The sequence below is a fragment of the Oscillatoria salina IIICB1 genome (assembly GCF_020144665.1).
Classification (GTDB): domain Bacteria; phylum Cyanobacteriota; class Cyanobacteriia; order Cyanobacteriales; family SIO1D9; genus IIICB1.
Genome location: NZ_JAAHBQ010000006.1, coordinates 57,824 through 71,596 on the forward strand (window position 1 = coordinate 57,824; position 13,773 = coordinate 71,596).

The following is a 13,773-nucleotide window of genomic DNA, read 5'->3' on the forward strand; positions in this document are numbered from 1 at the left end:
CAGACTTTCAGTAGTTCGAGAATTAATGTCACCAGATAATAACTTTTGAGCAATCATTTTTCAGCCATATCTAAGGATTGCCACTGGTAATGCGAAGTATTTTATCCTTGTCCGGGGGGCAATTACCTCGTCCGTCGCAGTTGCTAGTAGTGACATAAAGTTCACCATCGGGTCCCATAATTACTTCCCGAAGCCTACCGAACTCATTTTGAAAATATACCTCATGACTCTGAACCTGCGCGGGAGATTGGGGTTCAAACGTAACCCGATGTAGGTGTCTAGCACCCAAAACCCCCATTAACAAGCTACCTCGCCATTCTGGAATAGCGTCGCCAGTGTAAATTGCTGCGCCACCTGGAGGTACGGCTTCATCCCAAGTCAGAGAAGGAGGTATCATCCCTTCTCTATCTTGGCAACCGTAGATAGGGGGCCAACCTAGGTTAGCACCTGCACTGGCTACGCTAACTTCATCGTGTCCAGTTCTACCCAATTCCCCACTCGGACCGTGGTCAGTTATAACTAGGGTTGAGGGGTCTAACCAATCAAATCCTTGGGTATTGCGAATACCGATAATATAGGCAGGATTGCCCGGAAAGGGATTGTCTTCGGGAACTTCTCCTTCTGGAGTCACGCGCAAAATTTTTCCCGCAAGGCTGCTAACCTCTTGGGAACTTTGGGGATTTCTGGCATCGCCAGTGCCGATGTAGAGCATTCCCTCGGGTCCGAAGCGTAGACGACCGCCATTGTGGAAGCGTGCGACTGGTATATTATCAACAATGATTTTATCGGGTGAGGCACTGGTGTTATCTGGCGATAGCTGCCACCTCTCAACTAAATTGACCGATGAGCCGTTGCGGTCTGCGGTGTAGTAAATGTAAAAGAGTCGATTACTAGCAAATTCAGGGTGAGGTACGATATCTAGCAATCCTCCTTCTCCTCTAGCTGTTACGGGAACAATGGCGACAGGTTCGCTTTGTAGTTGCCCGTTCTGTACTAAGCGAATTCGTCCAGGACGTTCAGTTACTAGCATATCTGTGGCTGAGATAAACAGTATTCCCCAAGGTATTTCTAAACCGGAGACGACTTCTTCGGCTTGCACGGCTACTTGTCCTGGGGAACCGTAACCATCTTCAATGAGAATACAGTTGCGGTTTGCTAATGCTACTGCTTGAGTTGGGGTTTGGGGTTGAGTGGGATTATTGGGTGCTGATGATGTTGGCGTGTCTCCGTTGTTGATGCGAGATACTTCCGGAGTTGAGGTGTTGCAGCCAGTCAGTGCTATGAAGCACAAAGCCATCCATAGCCTACCTGTGAGGGATTTCTTGCACTTGATTGTTTTACTCATCCTTTTCGCTGTTAATTTTGACGATCTTAGCGAAACAGCCCTGCCTGGGAAATCGGCTAGGCGGAGGGTTCCTTACTAATATTTTTGGTAAAATCTACTATAATTTTAAAAAGCTAGGCAATTGTAGATACTATTAGGATTAAATCATGATGAGAGAAAATCGGCAACTGAGCCTGCGTGCCGAGGATTACAGCCTGCTAACCGATCTGTACCAGTTGACAATGGGCGCTTGTTATGCAGGTGAGGGAATTGACTTGAAGAGGGCGAGTTTTGAGCTATTTGCGCGAAAGTTGCCCGATCGCTTCGGCTATATTATTGCGATGGGGCTGGAACAGGCTTTGGATTATCTGGAGCAATGGTATTTTACGCCGAGTCAAATTGAGTCTTTGCAAGCTACGGGGATTTTTGCGGGCGCACCAGCCAGATTTTGGTCGATTTTAGAGTCCGGGCGCTTTTCTGGGGATGTTTGGGCGGTGCTGGAGGGAACGCCGATTTTCCCCAATGAGCCGTTTTTGCGGGTGGAAGCCCCGCTTTGGCAGGCGCAATTAGTCGAGACTTATTTGCTGAATACACTTAACTACCAAAGTTTAATTGCCACTAGAGCGGCACGGATGCGCGATGTGGCGGGCGAAAAGGCAAAGTTGTTGGAATTTGGCACGAGAAGGGCTTTTAGTCCTCAAGGGGCAATGTGGGCTGCTAGAGCGGCTTTGGCTGCGGGGATGGATTCGACATCGAATGTGTTAGCAGCTTTACAGCTTGGGAGAAAGCCAAGTGGGACAATGGCTCATGCTTTGGTGATGGCGTTTGGGGCAATTTCGGGGAGTGAGGATGAGGCTTTTGCAGCTTTCAGTCGCTATTTTCCGGAGGCTGCATTGTTAATTGATACTTATGATACAGTCGCTGCCGCCGAACGTTTGGCAGAACAGGTAAAGAGAGGCGAACGAAAAGTTGCTGGGGTGAGGTTAGATTCTGGGGACTTAGCAAAATTATCGCAAAAAGTGCGATCGCTGCTGCCGCAAGCAACTATTTTCGCGAGTGGTGACATTGATGAGTGGGCGATCGCGCAATTAAAGCGAGAAAATGCTACCATCGACGGCTATGGTGTCGGGACGCGACTGGTGAGTGGAAAACCAGTTAATGGTGTCTACAAATTAGTGGAAATTGACGGTATTCCGACTATGAAGCAGTCTAGCTCAAAAGAAACTTATCCGGGACGCAAGCAAATCTTTCGTCATCAAAACAATCGCGACAGATTAGGTTTAGCTTCGGAAACTCCTACCAGCGAGGAAAAGCCACTGTTGGAGTTAGTCATGCAACAAGGTAAGCGAATCCAAGAAAGGGACAGTTTAGACGAGATTGCCGCGAGAGTTGCTGCTTCTGTAGCTAGTTTACCCCAGGAAACTCGTCAAATTGACGAACCTCAACCAATTAAAGTGGAAATTTCGTCAGGATTGCAACAGCTAAAAACCGAAGTCGAACAAAGATTAGAACAAGAAAGTTGTCGTTAGTCGTTCTGAGGATATATGAGCAGAATAGCATTATTTGGCACCAGCGCCGATCCACCGACAGCCGCCCACCAAGCAATTATACGCTGGTTAGGAGAACATTACGATCGCATCGCAGTCTGGGCATCCGATAATCCGATGAAAAGCCATCAAACTCCTTTGTCACACCGGATGAGGATGTTGCGATTGTTAATTGCTGATATCGACAGCGACGTTAAGAATATTAAACTACATGAAGAGTTAAGCAATCCCAGAAGCTTACATACCGTCCGCAAAGCCCAGGAAATGTGGGGAAAGGAAAACGAATTTACCTTAGTAGTCGGTTCCGATTTAATTGCCCAAATGCCCAAATGGTACCAAATTGCAGAACTACTCGCACAGGTTAAAGTATTAGTAGTCCCTCGTCAAGGATATACGATCGCTGATGACGATTTAGAGGAAGTGCGAAATTTGGGTGGAAACTGCGAAATCGCTGATTTCCAAGCCCCCCCAGTTTCCTCAACCGCTTATCGCGAACAAGGAGACACGAATATTATTACCCAACCTGTTGAGGACTACATCCAACAAGAGCATTTGTACCTATGCCACAACCAGGCACAAACACGCTAAGACAACAAACTTTAGCCAACTTCAAAGTTGGGGTAGATAACGTCATTTTTTCCGTCGATACCAAGCATAACCGATTGCTGGCATTGTTGGTGAAACGCGATCGCGAACCGTTTTTTGGGAGTTGGAGTTTACCAGGAACTTTAGTCCGCGATGGGGAATCTTTAGAAGCTGCGGCGCATCGCATTCTAGCGGAAAAAATTCGCGTGAATAATCTCTACCTCGAACAACTTTACACTTTTGGCGGTCCGGGACGCGACCCTAGAGAAGCCCCTGATAGTTACGGAGGGCGTTATCTTTCGGTAAGTTATTTTGCTTTAGTCCGTTATGAGGAAGCTGAGTTAATTAAGGAAAATTGTACGACGCGAAATTCTTGGTTCGATATTCAAAAAACACCTCGGTTAGCTTTTGACCATAATCGCATTTTAGATTATGGTTATCAACGTTTGCGGAATAAATTAGAATACAGTCCCATTGCTTTTGATGTGTTGCCGGAACTGTTTACTTTAAATGAAGTTTACCAACTTTATACGACGGTTTTAGGTGAGAATTTTGCCGATTATTCTAATTTTCGTACTCGCTTATTGAAGCTAGGTTTTCTATCAGATACGGGGGAAAAAGTCAACCGAGGCGCAGGTCGTCCAGCTTCTTTATTTCGCTTTAATGCGGAAGCTTTTGCCCCATTGAAAGATAAAGCTTTAGTTTTTGTTTAAAGGAGGAATTTTAGTTATGAGCGTTCTTTATCAAGATGATTATATTGTTTGCGATGATGACGGGATTACAATTAATTTTTACTATTTTCCTGTCGGGAGCAAACGAATTCTTTATAGTGATATAATTAGTTACCAAGAAGATTCTCGGAACTTTTTTCCTAGTTCGGGACGGATTTGGGGTATGGGTTTCACTCCGGAATGGTTTAATTTAGACCCTAAACGTTTCTGGAAAACTAAATATATCACCATTGAAGAAAAAAATAATTGGGTGAAATCAGTAATTACGCCGGACAATGGGGAAGCAGTCATGGCTATTTTAAAAGAAAAAGTCAGTTGATTAGCTTGAATTAAATTATCTCGGTTGAGTTAGAAAAAAGGTAATTTTATTAGATAAAAATTGAGTAATTAAATTTCAGTTAAATGAGCATACTTGATGAAGTAATTAACCGAAAAAATAACCGATAAAATCTAAATTTTAACCACAATGAAAATCGCGATCGCACAACTTAATCCGATAATTGGCGACCTCAAACATAACGCAACCGAAATCCTTGCGGCGGCGGAAATAGCTGCAAAGCAAGGAACGCGGCTACTACTAACTCCGGAATTATCATTATGTGGCTATCCCCCACGAGATTTACTGCTATATCCGGGCTTTGTGGAATTAATGTTAGCAGAATTAGAAAATTTAGCCGCAAAATTACCCAAAAAAATAGCAGTTTTAGTGGGAATCGTAGACCCAAATCCCCAAGCTGGGGAAATGGGTCAAAAACCTTTATTTAACAGTATAGCCTTCCTAGAAAATGGGCAAATAAAGCAAATATTTCACAAACGTTTATTACCCACTTACGACGTTTTCGACGAAGACCGTTATTTTGAACCAGGACGAGAAAGTAATACCTTTATTTTAGGAGAAAATGGTCAAGAAATCCGCGTCGGCGTGACTATTTGTGAAGACTTATGGAACGACGAAGAATTTTGGGGAAAACGCAGTTATGAACAAAATCCGCTTCAAGATTTAGTAGTAGCAGGAGTAGATTTAATTGTCAATTTATCCGCTTCTCCTTATAGCGTCAGCAAGCAAAAATTGCGAGAAGCAATGTTAGGTCATGCAGCCCGTCGCTATCAAAAAGCAATCATTTATACTAATCAGGTTGGCGCTAACGACGACCTGATTTTTGATGGAAGTTCAGTAGCATTTAACCAGGTAGGTGAGTTAGTATTAAGGGCAGTTAGCTTTGCCAAAGACTTGCAAATTATTGAGTGGGATTACGAGAAAAAAGACTTATTGAGTGCGACAATAACACCAGCACAAGAAAGCGAAGAAGAAGAAATTTGGTCAGCATTAGTCATGGGAGTCCGAGACTATGCAGCCAAATGTGGATTTCGTCAAGTAGTAATTGGTTTAAGTGGAGGGATAGACTCAGCATTAGTTGCCGCGATCGCCGTAGCCGCAATGGGAGTTAAAAACGTCCTCGGCGTCTTAATGCCCTCACCTTATAGTAGCGAACATTCCCTCGCCGATGCCCAAGCCTTAGTCAATAATTTAGGGATCGAAAGTCAAAAACTGCCCATCGGGGAGATAATGAAAACTTACGATCGCACCTTAGAACCCTTATTCGCAGGAAGCGAATTTGGCGTAGCCGAAGAAAACATTCAATCGCGAATTCGAGGTAACTTATTAATGGCGATCGCCAATAAATTCGGTCATCTTCTCCTGTCCACAGGAAACAAATCAGAAATCGCCGTCGGTTATTGTACATTGTATGGTGACATGAGTGGCGGACTAGCCGCGATCGCCGACGTTCCCAAAACCCGCGTTTATAGCCTCTGTCGCTGGTTAAACCGATCTCGCGAGGTCATCCCCGAAAACATCATTAACAAGCCCCCCAGTGCCGAATTAAAGCCCGATCAACTTGACCAAGATTCCCTCCCCCCCTACCACATCCTCGACGACATCCTTTACCGAATCATCCACAAACACGAATCATCCGCCCAAATCAGTGCCGCAGGACACAATCGAGAAATCGTCGCCAAAGTCATGAAGCTAGTAGCCCGCGCCGAATTCAAACGTCGCCAAGCCCCTCCAGGCTTAAAAATAACCGATCGCGCCTTCGGTACCGGATGGCGAATGCCTATCGCTAGTCAGTGGTTAAATCCCAGATCCTAAGTACAGTTATCAGTAAACAGTTATCAGTCATCAGTGAACAGTTAGCACTTAGCAGTTACCAGTAGACATTGGAGACAAAAAGCAATTAGGGAATAAACTGTTCACTGGTCACTGTTCCCTGTTCACTGAACCCAGTCCCCAATCCCCAACAACCAAAATTTATGAACAATGAAAAAATTTTACTATCGCAATTACAGTTATTTTTTCCAGAAATTGCCGAAAACTATACCGAATCAGGGATTGAAGAACTATTTCCCGCACCATTACTATCCAACCTAACACCCACATTCAACCTAAAATTTCAGAACCAGGAACGAAAAATAATTGCCAAAGTTCGGAAAAACAACTCAAGAAAAGGTATAACCGAATCTGGGTCTAGTAAAAAACCACGAAACTCAAAAAAGAGAAAAAAGCTCAAAAGAGCGAAAATCGATCGAAACGATAGGATAGAGAGTCAGAACTTAAAGGAGGGAAAAGTGATTCCGAACCCATCATTACAGATCCAAGAACTGGCGATCGCACTTTCAGCCAGCAACATCAACCCAACCATGTTCACCCACGACTTCCTCAAAGTTAGTGGTATTGTACCTGGCGATTGGGAACTAGCCCGCAAACCTGTTATTAACCCTCGCGCTTCCCAAATCAGCTTTAAAAACGGAGTCAACGTAGCTGCACAACCGGGGACTGTCACCTTCTTTGAAGGTATGGCGAACAAAACCCCCGAACAAATGCAAGTTTCCAATGTAGTTCGTAACTCCGTGGAAAAACTCGCCCAAGCTGACTATCGAGCGATCGTTATTAGCCCAAAAAGTCTCTTCGCTTGGAAAGAAGGCGAAGATATCGCCAAAAACTTTATTACTAATACCCTCATTGCACCCGGACCCTGGCGAGAATACGGCAAAGGTCCAGCACAAGCAACCATCAACTTCCTTTACCAGTTAGACCGTTGTTCAATGAGTTTGAGTGTCAACGACGCTCGTCTCCAACAACAAGATAAGTCGGCAATTCCGGCTTTACTATTCTCTGGTAACTTTAACTACAACCTCGCTCAATACAGTCCCCAAGAGCGCATTAGTCAAATTTATCAACGCATTGATAGTTGGCAAGCTGACTTTGACACCTATCGCGAAATCGTCAATCAACGCTTCTTAGGACAACAACAAAGCGTCTTCCCCATGTAGATAACGCTTTAACTTACGGTACGGCTTTTTGCCGTACCTAATTTTTAGTTAAGAAACCACAGATAAACACAGATAAAAAATCCCTAATCAGCAAACTGGGGTAATTTTACTCTCCCTTACCTTGAAGGGAAAGGAGTTAGTGGGTTAGGTTAGACAATTCTGGGTAGAAACTAAAAAAGTTCTCCTAACTTATTTAAGGCATTGGCAGCGCTCTCCTATATAACTTAAAATTATTATCAAATTACCTTTAACCAGCCATTTATTTCCGAGGTAAAAAAGCAGTGAATCTGGAAAAAATACCAATAAAATCTACTTTTACTTACCTAATCAAACATCAAAAACTAACACCTTATTTATTCTTACTTCCAGCAATTATAATTCTCGGATTAACAGTATTCTTACCAGCCCTACAAGCATTTTATCTCAGCTTCACCCGCTACGAATATGACCTAACTCTCGCTCCCGAATGGATAGGTTTAGCTAACTTCCAACGTTTATTCCAAGACAAAGTATTTTGGCAAACCTTAAAAAACACCTTACTTTATCTCATTGGAGTTGTACCAATTTTAGTAATTTTACCCCTCGGACTAGCCATTTTAGTTAATCAAAAACTACGGGGAATGAATTGGTTTCGTACCGCCTTTTATACTCCAGTCGTAATTTCAATGGTAGTAGCAGGAATTGCCTGGAGAGCAATCTATGCTTCCAACGGCTTACTAAATCAATTTTGGCAACAATTAGGTTTTGAAAATGGTATTCCTTGGTTAACAAGTCCTAACTTAGCACTAGGGAGTGTCATGGCGGTAACAATTTGGAAAGGCTTAGGTTATTACATGGTAATTTATTTAGCAGGTTTGCAAACCATCCCCGAAGAACTTTACGAAGCCGCCGCCATTGACGGTTCCGATGGTATTATTAAACATTGGGATATTACCATCCCTTTAATGCGTCCCTATCTAATTTTAGTTGCAGTAATTTCCGCAATTTCGGCAACAAAAGTATTTGAAGAAGTTTATATCCTGACTCAAGGGGGACCCCGCAATAGCACCACGACCGTAGTTTACTACGTTTACGAACAGGCATTTCAAAATCTAGAGATTAGTTATGCCTGTACAATTGGCTTAGTGCTGTTTTTAATAATTCTGGGACTCTCAATTTTGAACTTGTATCTCTCGCGCGAGCAAAACTACAGTCAATTCTCTTAAACTGTTTGTCCTTTAAAACTTATTCTCAGGAATGGGTTTAAACTAATTAATTAGATGCGATCTTACTAATAAAACAGGGAGGTATTATTTAAGCTGTTTATATCTCACTAACAAAGGATTAGGTTGCAAATTTGTTTGCTGTTGTTGGGGAACCACAGTAAGATAAGGACTTAGTAACTCATCCTCTACCCAACCAGAGTAATACTTCACCTCAGTAGTATTTTCCGTCAGTTCCAAAATTTCTAAGTCACCACGAATGGTATTATGGTCGAAGCCATTTCGATCGGAAATAAACCCACTTTTACTAATACCTTGAGGTCCACCCCCAGAATAATTCAAACCTACCTCATCCCAACCACGAACAAAACTATCACCATCCCAATGCCAATTGACCCCAACCCAGTAAACTGGAGGTAGCCAAACTGGAGGTTGATAATCACCTCGATATGTATTATCCCAAGATTCAGCGCCAATCTCGTCTAAATTAACAGTAAAGCCGTCATCATATCTTACCTCATAGCGACCTGTTCGTTCCTCAAAATTAACAGGTGAAAACCACAAAACTTCGACAGTTTCTTCACTTTTAAGAGTAGTGAGAGCTGACTCAGCTAAAGAGCTATTGTACAACGGTATACCTTCACTTGGTATTTCTGACATCAGTGCAAACCGCCAACAATTCCAACTATCTTGATTATTTATATTTTGCCATTCTATCTGACAAATACCGTTACCAGTACCTACCCAAAGTTGGTCATTTTCGATTAATAATTGGCTAGGAATAGCACCCACCATTGAACTATTTTCCACACGATAACTTTGCAACGAACCAGACTGAAGATTATTTGCATCAGGGCGATATGCAACTAATCCCATTCCCGGAAGAAAGGGATTACCTTCCCCAGCAATTTTTGTACCTATCCAGAAAGTAGGATTATCTGCTTCACCAGCTATCACTAAATCAGTAATTTGTTGACTTTTAATCTCTTCTGGCTGAATAATAGTTATTGCCTCAGTTTCCGGATTGTAATTAACAATTGTCGCAATTCCGCCGCTTCCTTCCCCTTGTTCTGAGGAAATAGCCCAAAAAAAACAATTATCATGTTGGAGGGCGGCTGTGACTTTAGCTACGCCTAAATTAAAGCCTGTTTGAGATTGCTTGACATCTTCTAAAGTATAGAGAATGTGACGCTGTGGCTGAGGATTATCTGGAGTAATTAATTCTAAAATAACTTGTTCTGCTTGTTGTTCAAAGTTAGGGAAAGGATTAGGTTGAAGATTGACGCGATATTGATAAGTTTTGCCGTTTAATTCAATGATTTCGTAAGGAGGATTGCTTAATTTGTTGATAAATTCTTGCTGATTTTCCTCAGATAATGCTTCTTTGTCGAAAGTCGTAGGCTGAATTGTCCAAGTTTTGTTACCTCGACAGAAAACAAAATCATAATTGATAGTTTGAAAGCGAACTGTATCTGCATCAGCGATAATATTTTGGGGCTGATAATTAAAACGAGAGTAAAAATCCTCTCTCGGCTGCAATGGTTTTAAGACGGCTTCCTCAGCGACAGGTTGGGGACAATTAGCTACATTACCAATATTTTGATTTGTAGGGCGAATTGTTGACTCACTGCAAGAGTTTAATAACCAAACTAGACTTATAATTGTGAAAATACGTTTTTTCATTGTTTCCTCAAAGATCGATCTTTTATTCAAGAGGACGATATAAGTATAATTTCGGATAAATTGGATCGCAAATTACCCAATCAATATATATAGTCCGAATAAACCCGGAATAAAAATTCCCTGAATTTTCTTCGTGCAGAATTAATCTCTATTTAATTTACCATTAAGCTTTTAACTATTACTTTTACTTCATTTAAATGATTAAACGACCAGGATAAAAATTTAGATCTTTATTATAATCTTTGAAAACGCTGGTTTTCCTAAGTTAATCTTCAAAAAAACTTTTCTGGTTACGGCAAATATTAAAAAAATATAAAAGTAGTCAGGCGAACATTTTCTAACTAGCTAAAAAAGTTAGAATAAGAGCAAAGCTTAAAAAATATCCTTCCTTTAAATTTGCTCTTTTTCAATGGTAATTCAAGCTGAACGTCCAAATATTAGCCACAAAGTCCCCAAAGCCAGACGAGACTACAATTCTTGGGTGGCTACAGAAACACTGGAAGATTATGCTTTACGTTTTGCCCCAAAATCTTATCGGAAATGGTCGGAATTGCTAGTGGCAAATACAGCTATAGGTGGTATTTCTTTTTTGGCTTTAGAAGCTATTGGGGGTTCCTTAGCAATTAATTATGGTTTTGCCAATTCTTTTTGGGCAATTTTAGTTGTTTCGGTAATTATTTTCCTGACAGGTTTACCGATCGCCTATTACGCTGCCAAGTATAACATCGATATGGATTTGCTGACAAGGGGTGCAGGCTTTGGCTATATCGGCTCGACGATAACTTCGCTAATTTATGCTTCTTTTACGTTTATTTTCTTTGCTTTAGAAGCGGCAATCATGGCTCAGGCATTAAATTTGTATTTTGGGCTACATTTAGCGATTGGTTATGTGATTTGTTCGCTGATAATTATTCCTCTGGTATTTTTTGGGGTAACTTTGATTAATCAGCTACAGCTTTGGACGCAACCGATTTGGTTTGTTTTAATGGTTATACCTTATATTTGTGTTATTTATAAGGAGCCAGATGCGCTCTCAAATTGGTTTAATTTTGCGGGAAATTCAGCTAGTGGAGCAGGTTTCGATCCGCTTTTGTTTGGGGTAGCGGCGACGGTATCTTTCTCTTTAATTGCCCAAATTGGCGAACAAGTAGATTATTTACGATTTTTACCAGATCGAAAAAAAGGCAATTGCTGGCGGTGGTGGTTAGGGGTAATTGGAGCTGGTGCTGGTTGGATTATTTTGGGCGGTGCGAAACAGTTGGGTGGTGCATTTTTAGCATCTTTAGCTGTCAGTCAAGGAGTGAGTTTGGAGAGTGCGAAAGAGCCAATTCGGATGTATTTAGCTGGTTTCGCGGATGTGTTTGCTAATCCAGAAATAGTATTAGCAGTAGGAACTTTTTTTGTGATTGTTTCGCAGATAAAAATTAACGTAACTAATGCTTATGCAGGTTCCCTCGCTTGGTCAAATTTCTTTTCTAGAATAACTCATTCTCATCCGGGACGGGTGGTGTGGTTGGTGTTTAATGTGGCGATCGCACTTTTGTTGATGGAACTGGGCGTATTTCACACCCTCGAAGCTATTTTAGGATTATACTCGAATGTAGCGATCGCCTGGATCGGTGCCTTAGTTGCCGATTTAGTCATCAATAAACCCCTCGGCATCAGTCCCTCGTATATTGAATTCAAGCGAGCCTACCTCTACAATATCAATCCAGTGGGTTTTGGGGCGATGCTAATCGCTTCCGCAGTCGCGATCGCCTCTTTCCTCGGCGCATTTGGGGATTTTCCTCGTGCTTACTCTAGTTTCCTCGCTCTTGGTTTAGCCTTTATTCTCTCACCAATTATCGCCTTTCTTACCAAAGGTAAATACTACATCGCTAGGCAAAACCCATATTTTTTAAGTAACAATACTTACAGCTTAGTAACCTGTTCAATTTGTACTCAAGATTACGAGCAACAAGATATGGCTTACTGCCCTATTTATGATAGCAATATTTGCTCTTTATGCTGCTCTTTAGATGCTAATTGTCACGATAGTTGCAAAAAAACCGAAGCTAACAAATATCAACCAGTGTTTGATTGTCTAGAAAAAATTTTCGCAGCTAAAATTTCTCCCCAATTAAGCAAACGATTGCTCAAATTTGGGATTATTTTTAGTTTAGTATCTGGAGCATTCGGAGCCTTATTTGTTCTCGTTTACTATCAATCAATTTCTACTACAATCGAATTTTCTCAAACCGATTATCTGCGCTTCCTCTTACTCAAATTATCTGCTGCCACAGTAATGATAATCGCTATCGGTACTTGGTGGTTAGTGCTATCAGAAGAAAGTCGCTTTCTAGCACAAGAAGAACTTGACAAACAAAATATTCAACTCCAACAAGAAATAAAAGAGCGTTACGCAGCCGAAAAAGCCTTATTTCAACTCACAGATGAATTAGAAAAGCGAGTTGAAAAACGAACCGCAGAACTCCAAAATGCTCTTGACAATTTGCGTTCGATGCAATTACAACTAATTCAAAGCGAAAAAATGTCTACTTTGGGTCAATTAGTAGCAGGAGTTGCTCACGAAATTAACAATCCTCTGAGCTTTATTTCTGGGAATATAAGCTGCGCGCAAACTTATTTAGAAGACGTTTTTAATCACCTCGAACTTTATCAGGAACAGTTCCCAAATCCCGGAGCAAAAATTGAGGAGGATGCTGAAGAAATTGATTTAGATTATCTCAAAGAAGACTTACCCAAATTAATTTCTTCAATGCAAGAAGGAACCGAGCGAATTCGCAATATTAGTACCTCGTTACGCACCTTTTCTCGTGCTGATACAGACAGCAAAGTTAAATTTAATCTTTATGAAGGAATTGATAGTACCTTACTAATTTTAAAACATCGCTTGAAAGCTAACAACAAACGTCCGGCAATTGAGATAATTAAAGAATACGGTAATTTACCTCCTGTTAATTGTTATCCAGGACAACTTAATCAAGTATTTATGAATATTATCGCCAATGCAGTTGATGCTTTAGATGAATTAAATCAGGGTCGTAGTTACGAAGAAATTGAGTCTCAGCCGAATCGAATTATGATTTGTACTGAAGTTAATCCGGAACAAACATCTGCTTTGGTGCGGATTAAAGATAATGGAGTGGGAATGACAGAAGAAGTCAAAGCAAAAATTTTCGATCACTTATTCACTACGAAAACTGTAGGGGAAGGAACGGGTTTAGGTTTATCTATTTCTCGCCAAATTATTGTGGAAAAACATCAAGGTAAGTTAGAGTGTAATTCTGTAGTTGGTGAGGGAACTGAGTTTATAATTGCAATTCCTCTTTAAGTTGGTAGTCAGTGCTTTAGCGCTGCTTGAAATG

General features: G+C 41.4%; 10 protein-coding genes. 8 read left to right on the forward strand and 2 right to left on the reverse strand.

Annotation, left to right across the window (positions count from 1 at the left end):
* Positions 1-70: 70 nt before the first annotated feature.
* Positions 71-1,345, reverse strand: coding sequence for a PQQ-dependent sugar dehydrogenase (locus G3T18_RS02160; RefSeq protein ID WP_224408876.1), 1,275 nt, complete (start codon positions 1,343-1,345; stop codon positions 71-73).
* A gap of 146 nt (positions 1,346-1,491) precedes the next feature.
* Here G3T18_RS02160 and G3T18_RS02165 point away from each other — a divergent pair, with 146 nt between their 5' ends.
* From G3T18_RS02165 to G3T18_RS02195, 7 genes are all read left to right on the forward strand, one after another.
* Complete coding sequence (locus G3T18_RS02165; protein ID WP_224408877.1) at positions 1,492-2,853, forward strand: nicotinate phosphoribosyltransferase; 1,362 nt, start codon at positions 1,492-1,494, stop codon at positions 2,851-2,853.
* 15 nt (positions 2,854-2,868) lie between these two features.
* The gene (locus G3T18_RS02170) at positions 2,869-3,459 is read left to right on the forward strand and encodes a nicotinate-nucleotide adenylyltransferase (protein WP_224408878.1); all 591 of its coding nucleotides are present in this window, start codon (positions 2,869-2,871) and stop codon (positions 3,457-3,459) included.
* Positions 3,432-4,169: an NUDIX hydrolase gene (locus G3T18_RS02175; protein ID WP_224408879.1), complete on the forward strand. Its 738-nt coding sequence runs from the start codon at positions 3,432-3,434 to the stop codon at positions 4,167-4,169. Before G3T18_RS02170 ends, G3T18_RS02175 begins: the two co-directional genes overlap by 28 nt.
* A gap of 16 nt (positions 4,170-4,185) precedes the next feature.
* Positions 4,186-4,506, forward strand: coding sequence for a hypothetical protein (locus G3T18_RS02180; RefSeq protein ID WP_224408880.1), 321 nt, complete (start codon positions 4,186-4,188; stop codon positions 4,504-4,506).
* A gap of 147 nt (positions 4,507-4,653) precedes the next feature.
* A complete protein-coding gene (locus G3T18_RS02185) occupies positions 4,654-6,339 on the forward strand; it encodes an NAD+ synthase (protein WP_224408881.1) in 1,686 nt (561 codons plus the stop codon).
* A gap of 476 nt (positions 6,340-6,815) precedes the next feature.
* The gene (locus G3T18_RS02190) at positions 6,816-7,520 is read left to right on the forward strand and encodes a hypothetical protein (protein WP_224408882.1); all 705 of its coding nucleotides are present in this window, start codon (positions 6,816-6,818) and stop codon (positions 7,518-7,520) included.
* Positions 7,521-7,801: 281 nt separating this feature from the next.
* Positions 7,802-8,725, forward strand: a complete 924-nt coding sequence (locus G3T18_RS02195; RefSeq protein ID WP_318013917.1) for a carbohydrate ABC transporter permease — start codon at positions 7,802-7,804, stop codon at positions 8,723-8,725.
* A gap of 84 nt (positions 8,726-8,809) precedes the next feature.
* On the opposite strand, the gene G3T18_RS02200 is transcribed toward G3T18_RS02195, so the two are convergent.
* On the reverse strand, positions 8,810-10,405 hold the full coding sequence (locus G3T18_RS02200) for a hypothetical protein (RefSeq protein ID WP_224408883.1): 1,596 nt from the start codon (positions 10,403-10,405) through the stop codon (positions 8,810-8,812).
* A 409-nt stretch (positions 10,406-10,814) separates the two neighbouring features.
* Here G3T18_RS02200 and G3T18_RS02205 point away from each other — a divergent pair, with 409 nt between their 5' ends.
* The gene (locus G3T18_RS02205) at positions 10,815-13,739 is read left to right on the forward strand and encodes an ATP-binding protein (RefSeq protein WP_224408884.1); all 2,925 of its coding nucleotides are present in this window, start codon (positions 10,815-10,817) and stop codon (positions 13,737-13,739) included.
* The last annotated feature ends 34 nt before the right edge of the window (positions 13,740-13,773 follow it).

Bases quoted from the DNA above. Each gene is read 5' to 3' on its own strand.
- G3T18_RS02200 (WP_224408883.1), bottom strand. From the start codon at position 10,405: ATGAAAAAACGTATTTTCACAATTATAAGTCTAGTTTGGTTATTAAAC.
- G3T18_RS02165 (WP_224408877.1), top strand. From the start codon at position 1,492: ATGATGAGAGAAAATCGGCAACTGAGCCTGCGTGCCGAGGATTACAGC.
- G3T18_RS02185 (WP_224408881.1), top strand. From the start codon at position 4,654: ATGAAAATCGCGATCGCACAACTTAATCCGATAATTGGCGACCTCAAA.
- G3T18_RS02170 (WP_224408878.1), top strand. From the start codon at position 2,869: ATGAGCAGAATAGCATTATTTGGCACCAGCGCCGATCCACCGACAGCC.
- G3T18_RS02160 (WP_224408876.1), bottom strand. From the start codon at position 1,345: ATGAGTAAAACAATCAAGTGCAAGAAATCCCTCACAGGTAGGCTATGG.
- G3T18_RS02180 (WP_224408880.1), top strand. From the start codon at position 4,186: ATGAGCGTTCTTTATCAAGATGATTATATTGTTTGCGATGATGACGGG.
- G3T18_RS02175 (WP_224408879.1), top strand. From the start codon at position 3,432: ATGCCACAACCAGGCACAAACACGCTAAGACAACAAACTTTAGCCAAC.
- G3T18_RS02205 (WP_224408884.1), top strand. From the start codon at position 10,815: ATGGTAATTCAAGCTGAACGTCCAAATATTAGCCACAAAGTCCCCAAA.